13 protein-coding genes and 3 CRISPR repeat arrays are annotated in these 25599 nt (G+C 67.7%); of the genes, 4 read left to right on the top strand and 9 right to left on the bottom strand.

The window, feature by feature from the left end:
* Nucleotides 1-2 precede the first annotated feature (2 nt).
* The 3 genes from ACOGXQ_RS16695 to ACOGXQ_RS16685 all read right to left on the bottom strand — a co-directional run bounded on the left by ACOGXQ_RS16695 (nucleotide 3) and on the right by ACOGXQ_RS16685 (nucleotide 3391).
* On the bottom strand, nucleotides 3-1412 hold the full coding sequence (locus ACOGXQ_RS16695) for a dihydrolipoamide acetyltransferase family protein (RefSeq protein WP_419944731.1): 1410 nt from the start codon (nucleotides 1410-1412) through the stop codon (nucleotides 3-5).
* Entirely contained in the window at nucleotides 1409-2869 is a 1461-nt protein-coding gene (lpdA, locus tag ACOGXQ_RS16690; protein ID WP_419944730.1) for a dihydrolipoyl dehydrogenase, read from the bottom strand. Before lpdA ends, ACOGXQ_RS16695 begins: the two co-directional genes overlap by 4 nt.
* A gap of 132 nt (nucleotides 2870-3001) precedes the next feature.
* Nucleotides 3002-3391 carry a hypothetical protein gene (locus ACOGXQ_RS16685; RefSeq protein WP_419944729.1) on the bottom strand — a complete coding sequence of 130 codons (390 nt, stop codon included), beginning with the start codon at nucleotides 3389-3391 and terminating at the stop codon, nucleotides 3002-3004.
* A gap of 286 nt (nucleotides 3392-3677) precedes the next feature.
* Here ACOGXQ_RS16685 and ACOGXQ_RS16680 point away from each other — a divergent pair, with 286 nt between their 5' ends.
* From ACOGXQ_RS16680 to ACOGXQ_RS16665, 4 genes are all read left to right on the top strand, one after another.
* The gene (locus ACOGXQ_RS16680; protein ID WP_419944728.1) at nucleotides 3678-7205 is read left to right on the top strand and encodes a pre-peptidase C-terminal domain-containing protein; all 3528 of its coding nucleotides are present in this window, start codon (nucleotides 3678-3680) and stop codon (nucleotides 7203-7205) included.
* Nucleotides 7202-8026: a hypothetical protein gene (locus ACOGXQ_RS16675; protein ID WP_419944727.1), complete on the top strand. Its 825-nt coding sequence runs from the start codon at nucleotides 7202-7204 to the stop codon at nucleotides 8024-8026. The genes ACOGXQ_RS16680 and ACOGXQ_RS16675 overlap by 4 nt, the downstream gene beginning before the upstream one ends.
* Nucleotides 8027-8214: 188 nt before the next feature.
* A complete protein-coding gene (locus ACOGXQ_RS16670; RefSeq protein ID WP_419944726.1) occupies nucleotides 8215-8853 on the top strand; it encodes a hypothetical protein in 639 nt (212 codons plus the stop codon).
* A gap of 1186 nt (nucleotides 8854-10039) precedes the next feature.
* Nucleotides 10040-10486 carry a transposase gene (locus tag ACOGXQ_RS16665; protein WP_419944725.1) on the top strand — a complete coding sequence of 149 codons (447 nt, stop codon included), beginning with the start codon at nucleotides 10040-10042 and terminating at the stop codon, nucleotides 10484-10486.
* Between the two features lie 108 nt (nucleotides 10487-10594).
* Here the strand turns inward: ACOGXQ_RS16665 and ACOGXQ_RS16660 are convergent, their stop codons facing one another.
* The 6 genes from ACOGXQ_RS16660 to ACOGXQ_RS16635 all read right to left on the bottom strand — a co-directional run bounded on the left by ACOGXQ_RS16660 (nucleotide 10595) and on the right by ACOGXQ_RS16635 (nucleotide 25423).
* Entirely contained in the window at nucleotides 10595-11221 is a 627-nt protein-coding gene (locus ACOGXQ_RS16660) for an NYN domain-containing protein (protein WP_419944724.1), read from the bottom strand.
* Nucleotides 11222-11443: 222 nt separating this feature from the next.
* Nucleotides 11444-11644 carry a hypothetical protein gene (locus tag ACOGXQ_RS16655; protein WP_419944723.1) on the bottom strand — a complete coding sequence of 67 codons (201 nt, stop codon included), beginning with the start codon at nucleotides 11642-11644 and terminating at the stop codon, nucleotides 11444-11446.
* On the bottom strand, nucleotides 11634-12149 hold the full coding sequence (locus tag ACOGXQ_RS16650; RefSeq protein WP_419944722.1) for a cell wall-binding repeat-containing protein: 516 nt from the start codon (nucleotides 12147-12149) through the stop codon (nucleotides 11634-11636). Before ACOGXQ_RS16650 ends, ACOGXQ_RS16655 begins: the two co-directional genes overlap by 11 nt.
* Entirely contained in the window at nucleotides 12142-12666 is a 525-nt protein-coding gene (locus ACOGXQ_RS16645; protein WP_419944721.1) for a cell wall-binding repeat-containing protein, read from the bottom strand. Before ACOGXQ_RS16645 ends, ACOGXQ_RS16650 begins: the two co-directional genes overlap by 8 nt.
* 494 nt (nucleotides 12667-13160) lie before the next feature.
* Nucleotides 13161-15627: a CRISPR direct-repeat array (repeat unit 28 nt; unit sequence GGCCTACCCCCGCTTGCGCGGGGAGCAC).
* Nucleotides 15628-15703: 76 nt separating this feature from the next.
* A CRISPR array of direct repeats spans nucleotides 15704-19209; the repeat unit is 28 nt; unit sequence GGCCTACCCCCGCTTGCGCGGGGAGCAC.
* Between the two features lie 182 nt (nucleotides 19210-19391).
* Complete coding sequence (locus ACOGXQ_RS16640; RefSeq protein ID WP_419944720.1) at nucleotides 19392-20723, bottom strand: IS1380 family transposase; 1332 nt, start codon at nucleotides 20721-20723, stop codon at nucleotides 19392-19394.
* 153 nt (nucleotides 20724-20876) lie between these two features.
* A CRISPR array of direct repeats spans nucleotides 20877-22673; the repeat unit is 28 nt; unit sequence GGCCTACCCCCGCTTGCGCGGGGAGCAC.
* Between the two features lie 1505 nt (nucleotides 22674-24178).
* Nucleotides 24179-25423, bottom strand: coding sequence for a DNA methyltransferase (locus ACOGXQ_RS16635; RefSeq protein WP_419944719.1), 1245 nt, complete (start codon nucleotides 25421-25423; stop codon nucleotides 24179-24181).
* Nucleotides 25424-25599: the final 176 nt, after the last annotated feature.

Genomic DNA, 25599 nt, shown 5'->3' with positions numbered 1-25599 from the left:
CCTCAGAGCTCCGCTCCCCAGTCGTGCTGTTCGAGCATCTGGCGGACATGGCCCAGGAATCCCGCGGCATAGCTGCCGTCGAACGCCCGGTGATCCCAGCCCATCGCCAAGTGGCCCACCGAGTGGATCACGATGCTCTCGTTGCCGAAGCGGTCGGTGACCACCACCGGGCGGCGAGCGACGCCGTCGGTGGAGAGCACCGCTACCTGCGGCTGGTTGATGATGGCCGCGGTGCTGTAGGTGCCGAACGAGCCGTTGTTCGAGATCGTGAAGGTGCCGCCGGTGATGTCATCGGGCGTCAGGCGCTTGGATCTGGCCCGCCCGGCGAACTCGTTCATGGTACGGGCCATGCCTCGCAGGCTCAGCGAATCTGCGTCGCGCAACACCGGCACGATGAGCCCGTCGTAGCTGAGATCTACCGCGACTCCCACGTTGCGGCGGCGCCAGAGCCGCAGGCCGCCCTCCTCCACGGAGGCGTTCAGGCGTGGCCAGTGACCCAAGGCGTCGGTGACCGCCGCCACGATGAACGGCAGGTAGGTGAGACTGAAGCCCTCCGACGCCCGCCAGGACTCGCGATGAGTCCGGCGCACCTGCTCGACGTTCTCGTAGTCGACCTCCACAATCGTGAGCGCATGGGGCGAAGTGGCGACCGAGTGCACCATGTGCTCACCGGTGCGGCGCCGGATGTTGTTGAACGCCTCGAAACGGGAATCGCCATCGGTCCATCCCGCAGCGGCTGCGGCGGGAGCCGGCACTGCAGGCGGGCCGGGAGGCGGCAGGCGGTCAGCGGCCGGCGAACTGGAGGGGGATGCAGGGGCTGCCGCCGTTGCGGCCGCGGTGCGCTGACGCTCGTCGAGTGCATTGAGCACGTCCGAACGCGTGATGCGTCCGCCGACGCCCGTGCCGACAAGGCTCGCCGGGTCGAGGTCGTGTTCTCGTACCAGCCGTCGCACGACCGGCGACAGCAAGCGTCCGGCGCTCTGTGTCGCCGGCCCGTTCGCCGCACCCTCGTCTGACGCGGCAGCGACCAGTGGTGCGGCAACCGGCGCCGGCGCAGGCGCCGGAGTCTCGGCGGCCGGGACCGGCTCGGGCGCAGGTGCCGGCTGCGACTCAGTTGCGCCAGCATCACCACCGGGCGCGGCAGACACCGGCACCTCGGCGCCTTCGCTCACTTCTATGATCGCCAGAACTGTGCCCACGTCCACCGTCTCGCCCTCGGGCACACGGATCTCGGTGATGACACCGGTCATCGGCGAGGGCACCTCGCTGTCCACCTTGTCGGTGGAGACCTCATAGAGCATCTCGCCCGCGGCGATCGAGTCGCCGACGCCCTTGAACCAGCGGGTGATCGTGCCTTCGGTGACCGTCTCGCCGAGCTGCGGCAGCACCAAGTCAGCCATCTCGCCGCTCATCCGTGCAGTCCTCGTCCCGTGAGCGACAGCATGGTCTCGCCGAACAGCTCCGAGAGCGTCGGATGCGGCTGCACCAAGGCAGCCACTTCGGCAACCGTGGCCTCCCAATTGACCGCCAGGTAGCCTTGGCCGAGCTGCTCAGTAACCCAGGGTCCCATCATGTGAACGCCGAGCACGCGCCCCGCGGTTCCGTCGGCCTCACGCTCGGCGACGATCTTGACCAAGCCCTCGGTGTCGTTGACGATCATGGCGCGCGAGTTGCCGCTGTATCGGTGCTTGGACGTCACGACGTCGTAGCCGGCTTCGCGGGCCGCTGCCTCGGACAGCCCCGCAAAGGCAACCTCGGGATGGCAGTAGATCGCCCACGGCACGTTCGCATAGTCGACCGGAGCGGGCTCCTCGCCCAAGATGTCCTGCACGGCCACGATGGCCTCGGCGAACCCGACGTGGGCGAGCTGCGGCGTGTTGATGAGATCGCCGATTGCGTAGACACCGGCCATCGACGTGCGGCACCGCTCGTCGGCAACGACGAAGCCTCGCTCGTCGACCTTGACTTCGGTGTCCCCGAGGCCGAGATGGTCCGGGTACGGTCGCCGACCCACCGAGACGACCACGGCGTCCACCTCCAACGAGGCCTCGGCATCGCCGTCCGACGAATCGCCGGTCGTGTACCGCACGGCCGTGCCGCCGCTGCCCGCCGGTGTGTGGCCGGTGACGCGGCATCCGGTGAGCACCTTGATGCCTCGCTTGGAGAACGCCCGCGTCAACGCCTTGGCGATGTCGATGTCGACCCCGGGGACGATCTGGGAGGCGTACTCCAGCACCGTCACCTCTGCACCGAGGTCAGCGAGCATCGACGCGAACTCGCATCCGATGGCCCCGCCGCCGATCACCGCCACGCGACCCGGGACTTCATCGAGGGCCAAGACCTCGTCGGAAGTCATGACACGGGACGAGTCCCGGTCGAAGCCGGGCAGAGTGATCGGCACCGAGCCTGCTGCGAGCAGAACATGGTCTCCCGCGAGCGTCTGCGGGTCCGCCCCGTCGCTGTCCACCACGACGGTCCGGTCAGCCTCGAGCCGGCCGGTGCCCTCGAACACCGTGACCTTGCGGCGCTTCAGCAGGCCCTTCACGCCGGCTTCGAGGCCGTCCACAATGCGTTGCTTGCGTTCTTGCGAGACGCTGAAGTCCAACTCAGGTGGAGCGACATTCACGCCGAAGGTGGCTGCCTCGCCGACGGTGCGCCACACAGCCGCCGTCTCAAGCAGCTCCTTCGCGGGTATGCAGCCGCGGTGCAGGCACGTGCCGCCCAGCCGGTCGCGCTCCACCAGCGCGACTTTCATCCCGGCGGCCCCCGCGTACAGCGCCGCTCCGTAACCCGCGGGCCCGCCGCCGATCACGACGAGGTCGTAGCGAACCGGGGCGGTCGTCTCGCCGTTCATCGCTTCATCTGCCATCGCTCGACGAGGGTACGCCGCAGTGCCAGCCCGTCGGCACCGGGGGCGATGCCAGCCCACTGACTGGTTGCTGAAATTGGGAGTAAACGAGCATGTGGCCGTGGTTTTTGTGAGGCCGGCAAATCTGGTGTGTCATTTGAGTTGTCGGATGTTGCATTCGGGTGGGTGGGTCCATGCGGTGCCGCTGGTGTCGGGGGTGCCGGGGGTGTAGGCGATGGTCTCGATGACGTCTTGGTAGAGGATTGCGAGGCTGTCGCAGCGTTTGCGCCGGCGTTCGTTGATCTGTTCGGCGTGCTGTGCGCTGGTGGGGGTGTCGGATTCTGCGGCTGTAGCGACCTCGGCCGCGGCGAGTTCGGCTGCGTGCTGTCGGGCGTTGTGGTTGTCGATCTGCTGGGCGGTGTCGCCGATGACGTCTTGGACGACGACGACAGCGATGGCTGCGAGGGCGGCCACGGCGGCGACGATGAGCAGCCATTCGAGGGTGGTGAGCCCGGTTTCGGGGCGGGGCGGGGGTCGTCGCATTGTGCGAATAGCTACACCTGCTCTCCCATGTCGTGCTACTCTCGCATGTCTTGCGCGCACGGAGCGTCTTCGACACAAGGACCGCAGGCCGGCGTCGTGTGCGCACGGCGTCGTTGGCGCTGATTGCTGTGGTGGGTGCGCTGGTGCCGGTGAGCGCGACCTCGCCGTCAGCGGGCGCGCAGGCTGCTGATCCGGTCGCTGCGACCCCGGTGTGCGCTGCGGGGTTTGTCTTTGACAGCGGCCGCGGGGTGTGCGCCGAGGCGCAGTCCGAGCCGGCGGCTGCTGTGTGTCCTGGGTCGGTGGGGGCGCGGCGTTGGCGGTGTCGGGCCGTGACTGCGTGACGGTGTCGCGTGCTGTGGAGTTGCCGGTGTACTCGTGCGACGCGGGCTGGGCGCTGGTGGTGGCGCTCTGCGAGCGGCAGGTGACGACGCCGACGACGACCTATTACACCGACTGGGTGCGCTACCAGGAGCCCTACCGGGCGCGTGTGGCGCCGTTCACCGAGCGGGTGCAGGTGTCCTATGTGGTGCAGGTGCTGGTGTCCTACACCGAGGCCGTGCGCGTCGCGCCGTTCTCCGAGCGGGTGCAGGTGCCGCCGTACAGCGAACTGGTGACGGGAAGCTACGAGACGACGGAGACCTACTGCGCCCGGTGGGACGTGGTGCTGGGCCACTCGGTGTGCGCGCAGTGGGCTGAGCGCACGGTGACGGTGACCTACAGCGAATGGGTGACCGCGTACAACTACGAGACCCGCGAGGTGTTCAACTACGAGGACCAGGTGAGGTTCCGCTACGAGCCCGAGACCCGCTCGCGTTGGGTGGACGAGCCGGTGTACAACTACGAGACCCGCTATCGGTGGGCGTGCTGCCGCGCGGTGCAGGTTCCCACCACGACCTATGTGACCACCACCCAGACCGCGCTGCCCCACGCGTCGTGCACCGCGGGGTACGCGATGAACCCCTCGTCGATGTGCGAACGGCCCGCCCGCACACGTGTCGGAACTGCGACGCCGGCATGCCCCACGGCGACGCCCGCATGGACCCGCACGGGCTGGGACTGCACCCGCACCGTCACCGCGGCGGTGCAGCGATGGGACTGCCCCGCAGGCACCACCGCGGACAGCGCCACGCCGGTTCCGGGCTGCGTCCCCGACACCGACGGCACACAAGACGGACACGAACAGCCCGACGACGGCACTGAGACCGGCGGCAGCAGCAGCGGACGCGCGGGCTGCTCTGCTGTGCTGGCCTCGGCGTCGGGCACGCTTGCGGGGGCGTGGGCGTCGGGCTGCCCGTCGACTCAGTTCGGCAACGCCCAGACCCCCTACTGGGCCCACAGCTACACCTTCGCGGTCGCCGCCGCCGCGACGATCGACATCGACGTCACATCCCACCAGAACCCCTACCTGTTCGTCCTCGACCCAGACGGCAACACCGTCGGCTCCGACGACAACTCCGGCACAGACGGCCGCGACGCCCGCATCAGAAACCTGCCGCTCGCCGCCGGCAGCTACACCATCGAGGTCACCACCTCCGGACCGCGCACCACCGGCAGCTTCACCCTCGCCTGGGCGATCACCGGCGCCCTCGCCGACACCGTGACCATCACCGGCCTCAACGACACCGCCCGCACCCCACAGGCCGGCGCCTCCACCGCGACAGTCACCGACACCTTCAACGTCCGACCCGCCGACGCAACCTGCCACGCGGCCCCCCGAGGAGCGACGATCGCGTCGCCGACCGGCGCCGCCCGCGGCGTGTCCCACACGGTGCCCGAGGGCACCACGGTGACCGTCACAGTCACCTGCACCACCGCCAACGGCTCGGACACCGCCACCGCGCGGTTCACCGCCGACCCGGCGCCGGTCGCGATCAGCGGCCTCGAAGACAGGACCGAGCCCGCGGCCAGCGCCGCGAGCGTCGACGTGTCAGACAGCTTCACTGTCGTGCCTCCAGGCGCACAATGCCGTGCCACGCCCACCGGCGCGACAATCACCCCGACATCGGGCGCGACCGCCCGCACGGTGACCCTCCCCGTCGCTGCCGGCGACGCTGCCGATGTGACCGTCACATGCGCCAACGGCGCCGAACGAGCGGATCACACCGCGAGGTTCACCGCGACCGCTGTGGGGGCCTGCACGCGGAGGCCGTCGAGGTGGGGCCACGGCACCATGGTCTCCACAGGCCGCATCAACGCCGACTATCCCGAGTGCGTCTCGGTGTGGCGATGGGCGACCCCCACCGGCTTGGGCTACTGGGCGCGCTGGCACACCTTCACCCTCGATTCGCCCGGCTGGGTCACCATCACCCTCCAAGCAGCCCCGACCGGCAGCGGCGACCCCGACCTGTTCGTCGCCCTCGGCAGCGGCCACGACCCCACAACAGGCAGCCGGCTCGAGCGCAACGACGACGCACGCGGCTACAGCGAACTGGGACTGCACCGCCGCGACAGCCGCATCGCCGACCGATATCTGCCCGCAGGCGACTACACCGTCGAGACCACCACCTACCGCACTCACACCACCGGCCGCTACCGGCTCACCATCGATGTCGACCACACCCCCCGCACCCCAGCACACCCCGCAGCACTGAACACAGACATCGGCGCCGAACTCATCCAGACCTGGCGATACCAGCCCGCCGCAGCCACCGCACAGATCACCAGCAGCCTCCCAGAGGGCATCACCGCCACCGTCAACGCAGCCCACGGCCTCGCCACCCTCACCGCCACCGCCACACGCGTCGGCTCGTACCCCATCGACATCACCTACACCAACGGACCGCGCACACTCACCAAAACCACCACCATCACCGCCACCTGCCCCACCACACACACCCAAACACCCACCGGAAACTGCATCCCCCCAATGGGCTGTGGGCCGGACTCGCTGCAAGGTGCAAATGGGACTTGGGGGAGGTTTACACAATATGGTGCTTGGTCTTCGACCTGTCCGTCGGCGACGGTCCAGGGATCAGTTGCACATTTCTACCGATTGGATGTTCCGGCTACGACGCGTTTCGGCGCCAGAGGAGTTCCGTCCAAGTTTGAGTTGATTTCTGATTCTGCCGCTGCAGTCTTCGTTTATCGAGGTTCTCAGTTCGACGAAGCGCAGTTGGTTGGATTCAATAGCACCCCTGACGGTCGAATTGCTTCTGGCAGCACGTATGCTCTCACTGCTGGGACCTATTTCATTGAAGTTGCGCTTGATGGCCTGAACGGAATGTCGGAATCTGCGAGCTTCAAGTTCATCGTCCAAGCGCCGTCTGGCAGAGTGCAAGCGGATGACACAACGCACGTTGGCAACACGACGCGCGATGACAGTGGCCTGAGCCTGAGCGCATTCATTGCAGTGCATCCGGATTTGCCACCTAATGACTCTCGATATGACTATCTTGCCTTTAGTCAGGACGGGTGCAGCGCACCGCTCATCGGCCCGATTATTGACAACCTAGTGATTCCTCCTGGTCTCTTTAGCGTCTTTACACAGCGGGGAGTAACAGCGCCGTTCCACAAAGACTGCCTGAGGCATGATTTCAATTGGCGGAACCTGTATCGAGTCGAACATGACATCGATCCAAGCGTGGACTCTTGGAACGCTCCTGCACGTGCTCGCGCGGATGATCGATTTCTCGATGACCTCGGAGTTGTTTGTGATGAGTTCTTCCGGGGTCATTGGATCGTGGATGCGATCTTGAATGCACAGGGTTTCATTTGGTGCAATACGGCCAGGCTGACCGTGGGCGGTGCCGTTCGAGTGGTTCCGTTTGAGGAGATCGGAGTCGGCACTTACGAGTTGGAGTACGGTATAGAGTGATCGAGAGTTCTCTTGGCACCAGCGGGCAAGATGCTGATTGCCAACCTATCGGTGCCATGCCTATCACCGGTGCGAAACCGAATGTCAGATATCGCCGTACAATCCTCACGATTGCTATTGCCTTTGCGATGTCAACCGTGGCCTGCAGTTGGCCGGAGCGCCTGACGGACGACAATCGCTCAAGCGAGGTCACGGATGTTTTGCGCGAACTTGGCGCAAAGACTGTCGGACCGCCTGAGTGGAGGGTGTCTCAGCGGTCCTTCTTCGACGCCGGACTGGAAATAGAAGAGTCGATCGAGAGACATCTCGAGCGGCAATTGCCGTTCGCAAGCTTCAGAACTATTCAGGAGTTCGAAAGTCGGTCGGTTGATACTTCTCAGGCAGAGCGGATGGTCTCAGGTCAAGGAAGCACCGCAGGGCGATTCCAGGCGGAGCTCAACGCCGTTTTGTTGAATGCGGACGCGACACGCGCACCGGAGGTCGCGCTGGGAAGCGGCACGCTGTTTGAGGCATACTCTGAAGCGCTCCGTATGTGCGCGTCGGCGGCTGGGATCGACGAGGTATGGCAACTCCTGCAGCCGAGCGATGAAGATGTGGCGTTTGTGACCCGGGAGCAGTACGTCAATGCTGCTGCAGCCTTGGGCTTGACGCGAGACGGCCTCTTGGATCTGCGGTCGGCGTGCAGCCAGTATGCGGCGAGTTATCCGACTCTTGAGCCGGAGATACGCAATTCGCTCTTGGAAGAACTTGAAGGTCACTATGTTCGAGCAGTGCGCGACTGGCTGCAACAAGCGGAGCTGGATGACGAGTTCACGCCGTAGGCGCTCTGGTATGCCGGGCGATCGGCGTCGTGGTGTCTCGTAGTGGATGCCGTGCCGTGGTTCTTGCCGTGGCGGCGGCTATGGCTTTGTTGGTGGTTGTGCTCTTGTTGGCTTCGGGGGCGAGAAATCGTGGCCGAGACGCAGGTTGCGAGAGCGTTCTCGATCAAGGCCACAGAAGTGTCGAGACGATGGAGTTTCATCTAGAAGAGTTCGAGGCCTCCGCGCGTTACGAGATGAGCAACGGCGTAGTCGCGGGCTCGCTGACGCACGAGAGCGTCATGCGGAATCTGTCAGAACGTGTTCAGCGGCTCCAGGGCTTGCTGCGAGACTGTGCTCGCAACCTCGTCGAGAGGGACCTGATTTCACATCAGAGCATGGTCGCGCTTGAGAATGACAGCAGGATCCTTGATGCCGCCTACCGCTTGGTCAGGCGATTGCCTGAGTGGTTCTGCATGGCCGATCCCTCGACTGGCGCATCAGGCTGCGGAGACCACCGCCCGGGGACTGATCTCGTGGCGTGCGATCGGCACCGACGCCGCGTGGCGGCGTCCATCGGTGCGTCGATGGACGAGGCCTTCGCAATGGCCAGATCGGTCCGCGAGTACGACCTAGGCGCAGCCGCTGCGCACGAGACTGCGTGGCAAGAAGCGCACCGGCGCCTCGTCGCGAACGTCGAGAGCTACTGCGCCTGCCGGCCCGACTGCACAGAAGACCGTGAGTCACCGATTTGGGTTCGGCTCGCGGACTTGCTGGCGCAGGAACGCCAAGCAATAGCGCACGCCCCAGCAGCGCTTCAAACCTTGCGTGAAGTGCTCAACTCGGAATGAGGGGTCACGCACAGAGCGCCCGAGGGCCGGCGAGGCAGGGCCACAGCACCCCTGACATGTTCGTCGCCCTCGGGTCGGGCCACGACCCCGCGACAGAAGGCGCACGGCTCTACCACAACGACGACGCATACGGCTACAGCGGCCTCGGGCTGCACCGCCGCGACAGCCGCATCGCCGCCGAGTACCTGCCCGCAGGCGACTACACCGTCGAGGCCACCACCTACAGCACTCACACCACAGCCGACTACCGGCTCACCATCGATGTCGACCACACTCCACGCGTCGCAGCACACCCCACCACATTGGACGCAGACGTCGGCGTCGAACTGACTGAAATCTGGCGCTACCAGCCCGGCGCAGCCACCGCCGCCATCACATCGACGCTGCCCGACGGCATCACCGCCACCGTCAACGCAGCCCACGGCCTCGCCACCCTGGTCGCCACCGCCGCCAAGGCCGGCACCTACCCCATCGACATCACCTACACCAACGGAACCCAAACCCACACAGCCACCACCACCATCACCGCCACCTGCCCCACCACACACACCCAAACACCCACCGGCAGCTGCGCTATTCCGGCACATTGCGTGCATTCAATGCAGGCATCTTCCGATACTATGTGGGCGCAGCGGTGGGGGAAGCAAGAGTACAGCGGGAATTGGAGGAATGCCTGTTTGCCGAGGAGCGCGTCGGGGACCAAGTCAGTCTACTTCCATATTGATGTTTCCGTGCCGAACCCCGCCGAGAGCACATTGCCGGTGCAGTTTTGGCTGACTACCCGACCCGCTGATGTCATGTTCTTGTACCAAGGAGCCGATCCGAGCACGGCGTCTCCAGTCAACGTGGGAAATACGCCGGTCAATCTGATTGAGAACTCTCGCGTGTACGCTTTGCCTCCCGGTGACTACATACTGGAGACGGGCCTGCAAGAGAACTACGATGCGCTTGAGGACAATGCTTTCATGTTCTTTGTTCAACTGCCATCGCCTGAGAAGCAGTATTTCGAAGTCAAGCGCCTCAGTGCAACTCAACAGGTTGCAGGTGTCGTAACGTTGGACGGCTTTCTTGAGACAGGTCGCAGCAATCAAGTGCAGTTTCCATACCTGAGTTGGGGACACGACGGCTGCTCCAACGTCCCCGATAGCTGGGACTTCAAGTTGTGGCGTGAGGTCGCGTACCTTCAATGGCGGTTAGTCGAGACTCGGACCGTTCCGGCGCAGACGAACGCTCCCGGCTCGACGCGCTCTTCGAGACCCACCCGAGGCTCAAAGCAGCCTGGGACGCGCTCGGCGAGCTGCACGGCCTCTATCTCGCCAAGGACCGCAAAGGCGCCCTCGAAGCGCTCGACCGGCTCGCCGACATCTACCGCACCGGCGACATACCCGAGTTCAGCGACGTCGTCGACACCTTCCTCGCCTGGCATCCCCAGATCCTCGACTGGCACCAAACCGGCCAGCCCAGCAACAGCCGCATCGAAGGCACCAACAACCCCCACCCGAGTCCTACGCCGCAAAGCCCACGGCTTCACCAACTACACGAACTTCGAAGCCCGCGGAACACTCATAGCCTGAACCCGCCGAACCCAGCAGCCCCCATCCCAACAAAAGACGAAGGCTCCAAATGTCTCTGAATGCGATCCGGGGAACGCCAGAGACGCCTCTCGCCTCATCCGAGGCATTCAGATGACAGGCGGCAATGCAGGGTGCCCTAGGTCAACGACTTTCGCAGCGAGGTTGCCTTACGCCATGCGCGTGTAGTCGGCGTCGTCTCTCACCTGCTCGAACCGCGCCACATCCAGAGCGTGGTTCCAGAGCCGACGCCCAGGAATCTTCAAACGATGATGTGGATTTGCCGAGCTCCACCACATCGCAGTCTCAACCCGCTTGCCGGCATCTAGCGCGACTTCCACGGCTGGCACTAGATCCGAATCAGCGGAGGCAACGATCGCGACGTCGTACATGTCGTCGCGAGCGCCGAGAGCGATGTCAAGGGCCATCATCACATCGATGCCCTTCTCTTCGGCTCGCCATTCTGAAGGGCGCCCCATTGACCAAGCGATGGGCTGGTACCGCAGTTGTCGACTCCGCACCCGAACGAGCGGCTGAGCCTCCCATGAGGCGAACTGTCTGGCAGCGCCGGCTTGGGCGCGCGGGCCGCTCTTCGGTCCGGGTCGCCCGCGGTAGACACTCACCGCGATGAGTTCCCGATCTGGGTCAATGCTCTCGCCAAGTTGCTTGAGCAACAAACCGAGCCGGAGAGGAAGGACGTGCCCAAAGGTGTACGGATCACGTCTTGGATCACCGAATGCGTTTCGCGCCCCGTATCGGATGTTCTCGTAGTCGATGAATACCGCCACCCTGGTCATCGACTGCCCCTAGCAGGATGCTGAAAAAGTCGGTTTGCGGGCGGTGCCCAGTTGCAAACCCGCAGGTCAGGGGCTTGCGCTTCCGGCCAGACCTGCATATTTCAGCAGCCTGCTAGACGAATATGCCCCGCCATTCCCGGCGAACCGGGAAGGCGGGGAGAAGTAAGAACATGGTATCGCTTGGTGCTGCCGGTCGTGCGACGAGAAACCCCCAGTCGCTGTTCACGCCTCCGGGTACTCCCCGCAGACGAGGTTCCACAGGGCGATCCCCAGCGGTGATGCCTTGGAGTCGTTGCGCAGATGCGGCGACGTGTCGTCAGTGAACGGGACGTCGCAACGAGCCAGAACGGTGCGGGCAACACACGACGCGTGGCGGGTGGTCAGCAAGGTGTGCATCCCCCACGCGGCGGGTTCACGGTCCACCGGCGGATACTGGATCATGTAGCCCGCCCAGTCCCACAGCAACTGACCGCCGTCGGCATGCCACGCCTTGTCGTTGTCCAGATCGACCCGGCGCGCACGATGAGCGCCGAGGTACTGCTGCATCGTCGCCGAACACTCGCAGGGTGATGCGGTCACGGCCGCTGCGGGCATCGTTGAGGAACTCCACGGTCGTTGGGGGCAGCTTGCGGGGGTCGGTGAGCACCAGCGGGGCGCATCGTTGCGAGAGCAGCGGTGCGGCGCTGAACGAGTCGAACGGGATGCGGGCCCGCGCCAAACCGATCTCGTCGCCGTCGAAGCACTCGTTGGAGTGCTCGGCTGCGTAAACGGCGAACATGGTGGCGGTCTCGAATCGCGTCGCTCCGGACATGCGATCCACGGTGATGTCGAGTGTCTCGATGGCTGTCTGAACCTCGGAAGAAAGCGCCGCTGTGCCGCCCATCAGCACGACGCGCTCGACACCTGCATCGGTCAGGTACTCAGCCACGTCGGGATGCAGCCCCCGCCTTGGGGGTCAGCAGCAGAGGCAGATGGTTGCGCGCAGCGAGCGGCCCGGCGACAAGAGCGTCGGAGAACACTTCGCCGGAGGCAACGATCGCGGTCGAGCCGAAGCTGCCCAGTTCCCCGGCGCCGCCGATGCGTCGAGCGGCGGCCACGCCGGTGCGGTACTGGTCATTGCCAGATACCCGTTCCACGCTGAACCCGGCTTCGGACAGCGCATCCGTGACAGTCGCATCGACTGCCGGGCCGCGGTCCGGAGGCTCAGCACTGACCACGACAATCCGCTCGACGCCGAGATCGGTCAGCCATTCGAGTGCATCGTCTCGCAGGCGGTCCGGCGGGGTCATCAACACTGGGGCGCCGAAGCGCCCAGCTGCTGACGCAGCGACAACAGCATCAGTCCAATCAACTCCAGACACCATCACAACCGTGTCAGGTGTCTCGCCGGCGCCCTCAGCGACCAGCAGCGACGTGGCGTAGCGGTCCGCGCCGCCGTAACACACCACCTCAACCGGAGCGAGTGTTCATGGGGATGCCTCTTGTTCGCTTTCTGCCGTTGTTCCAGCGGGTTGTGACGTTCGGCGGCCCGGCAGTGCCAGGTGATCGACGTCAGTGCGTGTGTGTAGTTCTGTCTTCATGGGTGTGCGTTGCTGGACTCTGGCGACAAGGTACCGCTCGGGGAAGGCTCAACTGTGGCCGGGATCTTGTCCGGAAGCTTCGCGATGTCCTCAGCCAGTTCGCCGATCTGGTCGATCGTCTCAGCGAGTTGGTCTTGAACCTCGTCGCTTGACTGGCCCCAAGTCTTGATCGACTCAGAAACAGGGACAGACACAAGGGTCGCAGGGGGTGGCCCAGACGACTCCGGCTCTGTTGACGACTGCGGGTGGCCCGTGCTCGAGGACGAACACGCAACCAACATCAAGGCCAACGCTGCAGCGCATGCCGCGATCGTGGCCCTGAGCGAGCTCGGCTTCCTATTCGTGCGAGTCCCGTGAGGGGCCTACCCCCGCTCACGCGGGGAGCACCGGTTCAGGACAGGCCGCATTGATACGTGTCAGGGCCTACCCCCGCTCACGCGGGGAGCACCCCAGGATGCTGTGGTGTGTCGTCTCGGTGGCGGGCCTACCCCCGCTCACGCGGGGAGCACCGGTGCCGGTACCGGCGGATCATCTCCCCCGCGGGCCTACCCCCGCTCACGCGGGGAGCACCCCCCCCCACACCGTCCGCAACCACACCCGATTCAGGCCTACCCCCGCTCACGCGGGGAGCACTGTCCGGTGACGGGTGTGGTGACGGGCTGTGCGGGCCTACCCCCGCTCACGCGGGGAGCACGCTCTGTGCTGTGTGCATGTCGATCTGCGGCCTACCCCCGCTTGCGCGGGGAGCACGCGTGGATTTCGAGGCTGAATCTGATGGTGCTGGGCCTACCCCCGCTTGCGCGGGGAGCACCTCGAGTGCGTCGAGCGGCCGCACCTCCCCCACGGCCTACCCCCGCTTGCGCGGGGAGCACGTTCGCAAGCTCACGGAGAGCGGCGGCTGCGATTGGCCTACCCCCGCTTGCGCGGGGAGCACCCGAGCCATCCGTGGATGTGCGCGAGCATCGTGGGCCTACCCCCGCTTGCGCGGGGAGCACCGGCTGGACGCTGTCCGCGGCGCCGGTGTCCCAGGCCTACCCCCGCTTGCGCGGGGAGCACGCCGGGGAGGTGCGGCCGCTCGACGCCTCGGAGGGCCTACCCCCGCTTGCGCGGGGAGCACGTCGGGAGTGGTGAGCGTCGCGTCCGCGATCTCGGCCTACCCCCGCTTGCGCGGGGAGCACGAGAGGGAGATCGTGTCCAAGAACGGCGAGCCGGGCCTACCCCCGCTTGCGCGGGGAGCACCGCTCGTTCCTCGCGGGAGATCGTCGGCTGCGAGGCCTACCCCCGCTTGCGCGGGGAGCACGTCGTCCGGTTCCGTGGCAGGTACCGCAATCTGGGCCTACCCCCGCTTGCGCGGGGAGCACTGGTCGTCATCATGCGCACGTTCGCCTCCTCGGGGCCTACCCCCGCTTGCGCGGGGAGCACATCAACGACTATGTGCTCGACTGGCGAGTCCAGGGCCTACCCCCGCTTGCGCGGGGAGCACTGGCGTGGGAGCAGTCAGTCATGTCGGTGGCCCGGCCTACCCCCGCTTGCGCGGGGAGCACACGTGCGCGTCGCCGGGCGCCTGCGATCCGAGCGGCCTACCCCCGCTTGCGCGGGGAGCACTCGACGGCGCTCGCCTCGAGCGGGAAATGCGGGGGCCTACCCCCGCTTGCGCGGGGAGCACATGGCGGCCCGCAGGTGGTGCTCGTCGAGCGCGGGCCTACCCCCGCTTGCGCGGGGAGCACACCTCGACTCCCCACTCTCCCGGCCCGCCCGGGGGCCTACCCCCGCTTGCGCGGGGAGCACGCGCTCGAACGGCGACGACTCCCCCAGGAACTGGGCCTACCCCCGCTTGCGCGGGGAGCACTTTTCGGCGGCGGCCCTCCTCGATCCCGCCGGAGGCCTACCCCCGCTTGCGCGGGGAGCACCTTTCTGCGTCCCACCCCCCCGTTTTCCGGGCGGGCCTACCCCCGCTTGCGCGGGGAGCACACGGGGCACTCGACGGCGTGCGACGGCTGCGACGGCCTACCCCCGCTTGCGCGGGGAGCACTACCACGCAGCAGAAGTCGCAGCAGAAGTCGAAGGCCTACCCCCGCTTGCGCGGGGAGCACTCGCAGCGACCGCGTAGGCAGTGTCGGCGTGCAGGCCTACCCCCGCTTGCGCGGGGAGCACCCCGCGACCCCTATTTCCGACATCCCGATCTCCGGCCTACCCCCGCTTGCGCGGGGAGCACGACGAAAACATCCTGCACCGTGAACGGCTCTAAAGGCCTACCCCCGCTTGCGCGGGGAGCACCCCGAGGCGGACGCAATCCCAGCGTCTTCCGAGGGCCTACCCCCGCTTGCGCGGGGAGCACATCCTCCCCATCGCCATCGCGGTGGCGATCGTGGGCCTACCCCCGCTTGCGCGGGGAGCACCCCGCCTCCGCCGCCGCTCAGGTGTCCTGCACGGGCCTACCCCCGCTTGCGCGGGGAGCACCCCGCCTGAAGCTCGCAAGCTCGCATGCGGGCCGGCCTACCCCCGCTTGCGCGGGGAGCACGGTGGTGGCACGCTCATACACCAGGCTTGTGAAGGCCTACCCCCGCTTGCGCGGGGAGCACGTCGAGCGTGCCGGCGGACGCAATCCCAGTGCCGGCCTACCCCCGCTTGCGCGGGGAGCACCAGATGCCAGTGAACGGCGCCTCGTTCCTGCCAGGCCTACCCCCGCTTGCGCGGGGAGCACCCCGGCTCGGTGGACACGATCAATTTTCAGGTGGGCCTACCCCCGCTTGCGCGGGGAGCACGGCGGTGTGCTGCGGGGTCGGGTCTTGATGCGGGGCCTACCCCCGCTTGCGCGGGGAGCACTGGAGTGCTGCTTTTCTTTTTTATCTTTCATTTGGCCTACCCCCGCTTGCGCGGGGAGCACTCCTCTCCCCATCCTCGGCCTACCCCCGCTTGCGCGGGGAGCACCCTGCGGTGACCTTGGCCGTCTACCTGTTGGGGGGCCTACCCCCGCTTGCGCGGGGAGCACCCTGCGGTGACCCTGGCTGTCTACCTGCTGGGGGGCCTACCCCCGCTTGCGCGGGGAGCACAACACCGTCGCGTGGGCCGTGGGCGCCATCCCGGGCCTACCCCCGCTTGCGCGGGGAGCACCCCGGCCCGCTCGACCCGAATTTCTTCCGGTGGGGCCTACCCCCGCTTGCGCGGGGAGCACGTGACGTGGCTGGTGCTCGTCGGGGTGGTGCTGGGCCTACCCCCGCTTGCGCGGGGAGCACATCCCCCTCGGCCTGTTCACCCAGCTCATCCAGGGCCTACCCCCGCTTGCGCGGGGAGCACTCGGCGGCCTACGCCTTGAACGGCGTCACAGTGGGCCTACCCCCGCTTGCGCGGGGAGCACTCCGTAATAGACCTGATCCTGGTCTCGTCCTCGGGCCTACCCCCGCTTGCGCGGGGAGCACCTGTTGTGGCCTTGTGCCGTCGTGGCGGTGCTGGGCCTACCCCCGCTTGCGCGGGGAGCACGAGGGCGACGTGGCCGCGTTCTCGACCGGCAACGGCCTACCCCCGCTTGCGCGGGGAGCACCCCACAATTCAAGCTGTGACGATGACGCCAGACGGCCTACCCCCGCTTGCGCGGGGAGCACCATGCCCTGCCGCAGGACCGCCGGGCCGCCGCCGGCCTACCCCCGCTTGCGCGGGGAGCACAATCGGAGGCGCTCCTAGTCTCGGCTCTCGTCAGGCCTACCCCCGCTTGCGCGGGGAGCACGGCTCGTTGCGTGACTGGCTGGCTGCGTGCTGGGGCCTACCCCCGCTTGCGCGGGGAGCACCCTGCGGTGACCTTGGCGGTCTACTTGCTCGGGGGCCTACCCCCGCTTGCGCGGGGAGCACGCCGAGCCGGCCGCACACCAGGTCAGGACCCCAGGCCTACCCCCGCTTGCGCGGGGAGCACTGCACCTGCGCAGACGACCCGCAGAGACGAACGGGCCTACCCCCGCTTGCGCGGGGAGCACCTGGCAATTGGGCTCCGCCCACCTGTCGACCACGGCCTACCCCCGCTTGCGCGGGGAGCACGAGAGCCATCCGTGGATGTGCGCCAGCAGGGTGGGCCTACCCCCGCTTGCGCGGGGAGCACCGCCGCCGTCACCACCTGCGGCAGTCGTCACTCGGCCTACCCCCGCTTGCGCGGGGAGCACAGCTCGATGGACACCTCCAGGCCGTCCGCCAGCGGCCTACCCCCGCTTGCGCGGGGAGCACGACCCGACCCCGAATCTCGGCGGCGCACTGGGTGGCCTACCCCCGCTTGCGCGGGGAGCACGCGCGTCGGGCTGGGTGTCGGGGCTCGTGTCCGGGCCTACCCCCGCTTGCGCGGGGAGCACAGGCGCTGGGTCGCGTGCGGCGGCGACGACGGGGGCCTACCCCCGCTTGCGCGGGGAGCACCATGCCCTGCCGCAGGACCGCCGGGCCCGAGCAGGCCTACCCCCGCTTGCGCGGGGAGCACGGTACCGCAACTTGTTCGTCGAGTCCGTCGAAGGGCCTACCCCCGCTTGCGCGGGGAGCACGACGTTGAGGCCAGTCGTCGGCAGTTCCGGGCGGGCCTACCCCCGCTTGCGCGGGGAGCACCTTTGCTGCGGGGGTCTCGTCGTTTTCCGGCTGGGCCTACCCCCGCTTGCGCGGGGAGCACCTCGACGGCGGCGGCTTGGAGCACGGCTGGCTGGGCCTACCCCCGCTTGCGCGGGGAGCACTGGCGTGGGAGCTGTCGGTCATGATGGCGGTCCGGCCTACCCCCGCTTGCGCGGGGAGCACGCGGGTCGGCGTGCCGCCGAAATCAGCGATCAGGGCCTACCCCCGCTTGCGCGGGGAGCACAATTCAAGCTGTGACGATGATGGCAGACTTGAAGGCCTACCCCCGCTTGCGCGGGGAGCACTCGAACGCGGGCGTGCCCGCGATGCCGGGGACGGGCCTACCCCCGCTTGCGCGGGGAGCACGCACGGGGTCTCATCGTCGGATGCAAGGGTCCGGGCCTACCCCCGCTTGCGCGGGGAGCACCTGCTCGCCAGTCCGCCGCCGGATCGGGCGTTAGGCCTACCCCCGCTTGCGCGGGGAGCACGAGGGTGCAGTCAGAGAGAGAGGTGCTCGGGGGGGCCTACCCCCGCTTGCGCGGGGAGCACTCACCGCCTTATTGCTCCTGCGTCGCAATGCGGGGCCTACCCCCGCTTGCGCGGGGAGCACCGGCCGGACGTTCCGGGTCTACGGTGTCTCCCGGGCCTACCCCCGCTTGCGCGGGGAGCACAAGGAGCATTGAGGCGGCGAGCTTCCTTCCGCTGGCCTACCCCCGCTTGCGCGGGGAGCACTTGGTTGATTGCCCGACCGGATCAGTAGGAGGAGGCCTACCCCCGCTTGCGCGGGGAGCACATCACGGAGACCCGCGTCTACGAGCTCCGGACGGGCCTACCCCCGCTTGCGCGGGGAGCACTGCTCGGGGTGGCCGTATCGGCCTGCGCCGTAGGGCCTACCCCCGCTTGCGCGGGGAGCACCGGGATCCTGCGCAGGATCCCGGGCCTCTTGCGGGCCTACCCCCGCTTGCGCGGGGAGCACTGACTCTCGACACGACTGACGTCGACGGCGACGGGCCTACCCCCGCTTGCGCGGGGAGCACACCGGCGCAGCGGCGTGGGTCGTCGGAGCCGGGGGCCTACCCCCGCTTGCGCGGGGAGCACCGACCTTGAGATGACAGCGTTGAAAAAGCGCCGGGCCTACCCCCGCTTGCGCGGGGAGCACTGCGATGCTCGGGGTCGTGAACTTGGCTCTCACGGCCTACCCCCGCTTGCGCGGGGAGCACATCGCTGTGGCCATCGTCTTCGGTTTCTATCGGGGCCTACCCCCGCTTGCGCGGGGAGCACTCCGGAGCTCTTGCACCCGACCTCTCGCCGCCAGGCCTACCCCCGCTTGCGCGGGGAGCACCTGAAGATGCTGCCTCCCGTGATCGCTGCCTTGGGCCTACCCCCGCTTGCGCGGGGAGCACCACAGGAACTCCATGCCCTGCCTGCGCAGCCGAGGCCTACCCCCGCTTGCGCGGGGAGCACGACGACGAGGCTCCCGTCCGCTCCGCCGATCAGGGCCTACCCCCGCTTGCGCGGGGAGCACCTCAATGACGAGCCGAGGAAGCTGTGCCTCAGAGGCCTACCCCCGCTTGCGCGGGGAGCACGGATGGTTTGGCGTTCTAGTCCGGCCTCTGTTGGGCCTACCCCCGCTTGCGCGGGGAGCACTCAGCGCCTGATTGCTCCTGCGTCGCAATGCGCGGCCTACCCCCGCTTGCGCGGGGAGCACCGGGCCTCTGCGTCGACGGTGACGGATCGGGCGGGCCTACCCCCGCTTGCGCGGGGAGCACCTGTCGACGTTCCGTCCGAGGAACCTTTTTAGGGGCCTACCCCCGCTTGCGCGGGGAGCACTCAGCCCAGATCCACCGGTGGGGTGTGCGGTGTCGGGTTGGGCGGGATGTCGGTGGCGCGGTTTGTCGTGGGGGCGGGGTGAGGGCTGGGCGGACGCGTGGTTGGTCGGCGTCGGCTCGGGGGTTGGTTTGTGTGCTGCGCCTGGGGTGTGCTGCGCGGCGCTGCGTGGCGCTGGGGTTTGCTCAGCAGCGCTGGGGCAGGTTGCGGATGTGTCGCAGCGCGGCGGTGAACTGGGCTGCCCAGGGCCATTTGGCGGGCAGCCGCAGGGTGGGTCGGCCGCTGCGGTTGACGAGCCGGGCGGGGATGTTGAGCAGGCGTCGGGCGATGGTGGCTGCGACGGTGAGCTTGCGGGGTTCGTGGACCCGGCCGATGCGCGCGGTCCAGCGTGCGATGTTGTGGGCGAGGACGGCGAAGGCGAGCCAGGCGGCGTTGGCCGCGAACCGTCCTGAGGGGCTGTGGGCGAGGCCGCCGGCTTTGAGGTCCTTGATTGCTTGTTCGACGCGGGCGTGGGCGCGGTAGGCGGTGTCGGCTGCTTTGGTGTCGAGCTCGTCGTCGTCGATGTCGGTGACGAACGCGTGGTGGCGCCAGTTCGGCCACAGCTCGGCTTGGCCGCCGACGAGGCGGGTGCGGCGCACCACGAGGCGCACCGTGCGCTTGGGCTTGCCCGCAGCGCGTCGGCCGCTGGTCAGCGTGGCCTGGGCGACCTGGGCTTCGCCGTCGTCGGTGTAGCCGATCGGTGTCCAGTCGTCGTCGCCGATGGCGGCGATCGCCTTGTCGACAGCAGGGTTGCGGGCGATCGCGATCAGGAACCTCGTGCCGTGCGCGTCGAGCTTGTCGATCAGGTCCCACGAGAAGAACCCCGCGTCAGCTCGAAGCGTGAGCGCCGCGCCCGGCGCCAGGCGGCGCACCCGCGCCAAGGTCTCCGCGGCGAAATCGACGTGTCCCCGCTGCGAGGAGCCCTTGCGCATCCGGGAGTGCACGATCTCACCGGTGTCGTCGCGGGCCGCCACCAGCGGGTGATAGCCGAGCCGCCCGCCGTGGCCGTACGCGGCGCCGTGCTTCGCGTCGCTGTGCACCCCCCACAGCGTGGAGTCGATGTCGACCGTGATCGCTTCCGCGGCCGGGGCGGCCCCAGCAGCCCACGCACGGCCCAACGCGAGCTCCTGGGCGCGGTCGAGCTGGCGCACATGACCCCACGAGAACGACCTCGCGAACGTCCCCAGCGTGGACGGCGCCACCGGCGCGAACCCCAGCACCGACCCAGCCGAGCCGGCCCGCAGCCGATCCGCGTCAGAAAAGAACGACCCGCCCACCAGCATCGAGCACACCGCCGTGAGCACCTTCGCTCCCGACCCGCGGCCCGCCGCCGGCGGACGCACAGTCTCGTCGATCAAGCCCTCCAAGCCCAGCCGGCCCGCCAGCGTGCCCACCGCCAGCAGACCCGCGTCCCCCACCAAAGAGCCCTCGTCGAACACTGCCTCGACCCGGTCCAACAACCGCGTATCATCGCTCACAGAAAGTGCCTCCCGTCATGGCATCACGCCGCGTTCTCACAACCGGCAAAATGCCACCTCAGGAGGCCTTTCTGGTGGACGCAAACCCCCACCAGCCCAACCGAACCGGTGGATCGGGGCTCAGAGACCAGCCGGCGGCGGGCCCCCCAGCTCGGCCTACCCCCGCTTGCGCGGGGAGCACCGGATGGGCCGAGACCGAGATCGTCCATCCCGAGGCCTACCCCCGCTTGCGCGGGGAGCACCGACCTGGACTGGGAGCCGGTGTCGGCTGCGGAGGCCTACCCCCGCTTGCGCGGGGAGCACGAGGTCAGCAGCATGACGACCTCGGTGCACTCGGGCCTACCCCCGCTTGCGCGGGGAGCACCGTCTTTCGTTTTTCATCTTTCGTTTTTCGTCTGGCCTACCCCCGCTTGCGCGGGGAGCACTCCGAGCCGGCCGCACACCAGGTCAGTGCCCCAGGCCTACCCCCGCTTGCGCGGGGAGCACCCGGATCATGTTCGAGATGCAGCGCTGCAAGGAGGCCTACCCCCGCTTGCGCGGGGAGCACTTTCCGCGTCTGGCGGCGCTGTTCCTGGCGGTGGGCCTACCCCCGCTTGCGCGGGGAGCACGGTGGGACTGCGCCGTTGCTGATCCAGTGCTCGGGCCTACCCCCGCTTGCGCGGGGAGCACCTCGGACGAGTGGTGATGGCTGCGCTGCCGTCGGGCCTACCCCCGCTTGCGCGGGGAGCACCTACGGCGAGGACTGGGCTGTGTACGTCGCGGAGGCCTACCCCCGCTTGCGCGGGGAGCACCCCGTGCGCACCCCGGAGCGGGCCGGGCCTTGGGGCCTACCCCCGCTTGCGCGGGGAGCACGTGAAGGAGATGAGCAGGCCGTGGCTGGGCCTGGGCCTACCCCCGCTTGCGCGGGGAGCACTGGGACGGTGCTGTCGCTGTGTTGCCTGGGCGCGGCCTACCCCCGCTTGCGCGGGGAGCACGGACAGACTTCTCCTGCTGTGTTTGAGTGCCCAGGCCTACCCCCGCTTGCGCGGGGAGCACTGCGGGATCGGGTCGAGCGTCCATGCCCAGCCGGGCCTACCCCCGCTTGCGCGGGGAGCACCCCAATGACAGAGCGAGGAAGCTGCGCCTCCGAGGCCTACCCCCGCTTGCGCGGGGAGCACTCCGGAGCCGTCCCATTTCGGGACACAGTTCGAGGCCTACCCCCGCTTGCGCGGGGAGCACCTCTGACCCTCCGGGCACTGCTGCTGCCGCCACGGCCTACCCCCGCTTGCGCGGGGAGCACACCGTCGGCGAGCCGCCCTCGTCGACCTCCGCAGGCCTACCCCCGCTTGCGCGGGGAGCACCGGAAGGGCCGTTTTTCGGTTTTCGGCGGGGTCGGCCTACCCCCGCTTGCGCGGGGAGCACTCGAGCACCACGCACGACACCAGCAGCACCATCGGCCTACCCCCGCTTGCGCGGGGAGCACCTCTCGCGCACGTGCACGGGCTCGCGGACGAAAGGCCTACCCCCGCTTGCGCGGGGAGCACCGACGCTGCCACCACCTCCGGGAGTCGGCTTCCGGCCTACCCCCGCTTGCGCGGGGAGCACTCGAGCACCACGCACGACACCAATAACACCATCGGCCTACCCCCGCTTGCGCGGGGAGCACGGGAAGGCCGGCCGATGTCCCATCCGGAGACTCGGCCTACCCCCGCTTGCGCGGGGAGCACGGCGGAGCCCAACAGCGAGGGAGCATCTGGAGGGGCCTACCCCCGCTTGCGCGGGGAGCACGGCGGTCCGGGCCTCGACACCTCGTTTTTCGGGGGCCTACCCCCGCTTGCGCGGGGAGCACAGGCTGCGCACGCCTCAGGCGAGGACCATCCGGGGCCTACCCCCGCTTGCGCGGGGAGCACTTCGCTGGGCCTCTGGTCCACGGTTTTGTGCGGGGCCTACCCCCGCTTGCGCGGGGAGCACCCCCACCGAGGTCACGTCGCCCGGCATGGCATCGTGCTCAGCCGTGACCGTCGCCACAGTCGTGTCACCAGGGTCGCCCTCGACCACATCAATCCGGTCAGGGACCCACAACGACGCGACAGCCGGCGTGCCCTGGATCGTCACTCGCAGATGATCACGAGCGTCCAGCTGCGGCGCCGTTCCGGTCTCACCGGGGCACAGACGCTGACCTGTGATCTCCACCACGAACGACTCGTCGGTCTCGCCTGGCGAGTTCGGCTGAGTCGCGACCGCCACCGGGCGAGTCGCGCTCGCCACACCCACGCCCAACGTTCCCGCCGGGAACGTCACCGTCCCCGAGCTGGCCGTGTAGTCAGCCGGCGCGACAGCAGACCCGTTGCGGGTCACCCAGTCGACCTCGATGCACGGCGCGACAGTCGAAACGTCACCACGCGACGCCTCAATCTGAGAAGTCGACAGCGAACCGTCCACCACCGACACATCCGGTCCAGCACGCACCGACAACGGATCAGCAGCCCAACACGCAGCCCACTGCGCAGGCACAGACGGATCAATCCCTGTAGCCGTCGGCTCCGGGTGGTAGCCGGTGGCTCGCTGCGAACTTGGTGGCAGGACGGTCGCGCCGGGGACACCCGCATAGGTGACATCCGGATCCTTGCCCCAATAGGCGGTGCGCTCGAGCGCGTGATGTCGGTATCCAGAGACGAGAAATCGCCCGTCTTGCCGATCATCTGCCAGCGTTTCACCGCAGAAGACATACCGCCATGTTTGGTGACGGCCGTTGTCCACGAACCGGAACCGGGCGCTGGCCTGAGCGATCAGCGCAGCACGAGCCTCATTGGAGATTGCTGTTGAGAAGAAGGCCGTGAACCGATCCAGCCCAGTCGCGACCGGTGTGGTCGCCGTTGCCGACAGTCTGTGCCCGCACCCGGCGCCGCCCGGCGGTCCGAACTGAGTACACCCGGAATAGCGCCACTGGCTGTGGCTAGCAGTTCCCAGAGTCTGGTCTCTGCCGTTGATGTTCACGTTGGCAGCGGCGCAGCCGATGTAGTCCCGCGTGTCGACCGAGTACGAGACCGGCGGATAGGTGGGCGGTGTGACCCAGGTCAGCTCAGGATTCACATCGCATCGCCAAGGCACCGAATGGTGGTTCCAACGGCTCCATTTGCCGAGCCACCTGGTGTGTCCTGGTGGGGGAGTGCCAATCTGCGGGGCCGGTTGCGGGGGGTCCACCGATGCCGAGTTCGAGGCATGCGGGATGCTGTCGTGCGCGTCGGTTCGGTCAGCCGGAACCGCCACCAGCAGCGCCGCACCGAGCGCGACCACGACTAGCCCTGCCAGCCACTTGCGGTGTTCTCGTCCATGGCTCATCACCGATGAGCATGAATCCCGGCCGCTCTAGTGCCCCCGCATTCTCCCGCGCTTGGTTCGGTGCCATCCGCAGCGCACAGACCGCGTTGTGGGTGGCCCGCGCAACTGGGATTTCGACGGCGAAGCGGGCTTCATCACGACGACATGTAGCCGAGTTTGCGGTTCTGTCTGCGTAGACCCGACAGCGTGTAGATGTTGGATTTGAGTTGGTTGCAGGGGCCGCACAACAGCACTCGGTTGCTGATGTGGTTGATGCCGCCATCAGCGCGGGGGGTGTTGTGGTCAAGTTGCAGGTACCGCTCGTCGTCGAAGATCCGATCGCACCCTTGGCAGACTCGTCCGTGCTGGGCGACCAGGTGCTCGTACATCTGCGCTCGCGTCCACCGCGGGCCGTCGGGCTCCTGTACGCGTTCGGTGACTTGCAGGAACGGCGCAGCCGTCTCACCATCGTCGGTTCGCGCAGGGGGCGCGTTGGCGTAGGTGACCTCCCCGAATGTGAACAGCCGGTCGTCTGTGGCGTCGGCGTCCGGCACTGCAAGCGTCTCAGCCTGCATCCGGTCCAGCACTGCTTGGTGGGCCCTGTCCCAGATGTCGATCCCCACCCATTGGCGACCTTGCCGCTCAGCGGCGACTGGTGTTGTGGCGCAACCGCAGAACGGATCGAACACGATGTCGCCCGGATCGCTCGACGCGGCGATGATGCGCTCGTACAGCGGCAACGGCTTCTGTGTCGGGTAGCCGTATCGCTCGGGAGACCATGTTTGCAGCGAGTTGATGTCTGTCCACCAGTCCGGCATCGATGCTCCTCGCTCTAGGTCGCGCTCGCGTCCATCGATGCTCACGCCGCCGCGGCTGCTCACAAGTGCTTGTGACGCCTCCGAGTAAGGGACGTGCTGCCGGTGGAATGTGTTGTCGCGGCCAGCGGCGTAGAACAGGAGTAGGTCGTGCTTGCGCGCGAACGCATTGCGCGGTACCCCTCCACCGCGGTAACACCAGACGACTTCGTTTCGGAACTGCTTGCGTCCGAAGATTGCGTCCATGAGTTGCTTCAGGTAGTGGCTGGCGGTCGGGTCGCAATGCAGGTAGATCGAACCGGTCAGCTTGAGAATGCGGTGCATCTCGACGAGCCGCACGGCCATGAAGCACAGGAACGCCCCCAAGTCATCGCCCCAGCTCGATCGTGCTGCGCCAATGACATGCCACACGTCGGGCCAGTCATCTTCCAACTGGTCAATCCAGTCGCCTTCGATGTCGTCGGCCCATGACCAGCGGTCTTGGAACTTCGCCCCGGCAGCCAGGCTGTCCGGCGTGGCGTGGAAGTCCTTGCCCTTGTTGAACGGCGGGTCGGTGGCGATCAGATCGACCGTCTCGCTGTTCATGCCCCGCATCACTGCGAGGTTGTCAGCGTGGAACAGCGTCCGGTTCGCCCAGTTCGGCGCGCCTGAATCCCGGGGGGGTCACGGCAGACGCCTACTCAAACGTTGGCCGTCCGCGTCCGACGCACATGCATCTCGGTCTCGCCAGACACGCACGCATCCGTCTGCCGCAGACAGCA

The sequence above is a fragment of the Candidatus Poriferisodalis sp. genome (assembly GCF_965208485.1).
GTDB lineage: Bacteria > Actinomycetota > Acidimicrobiia > Acidimicrobiales > Poriferisodalaceae > Poriferisodalis.
The sequence above is the reverse complement of the archived record's forward strand: the minus strand, read 5'-3'. Positions and strand labels throughout refer to the sequence as shown.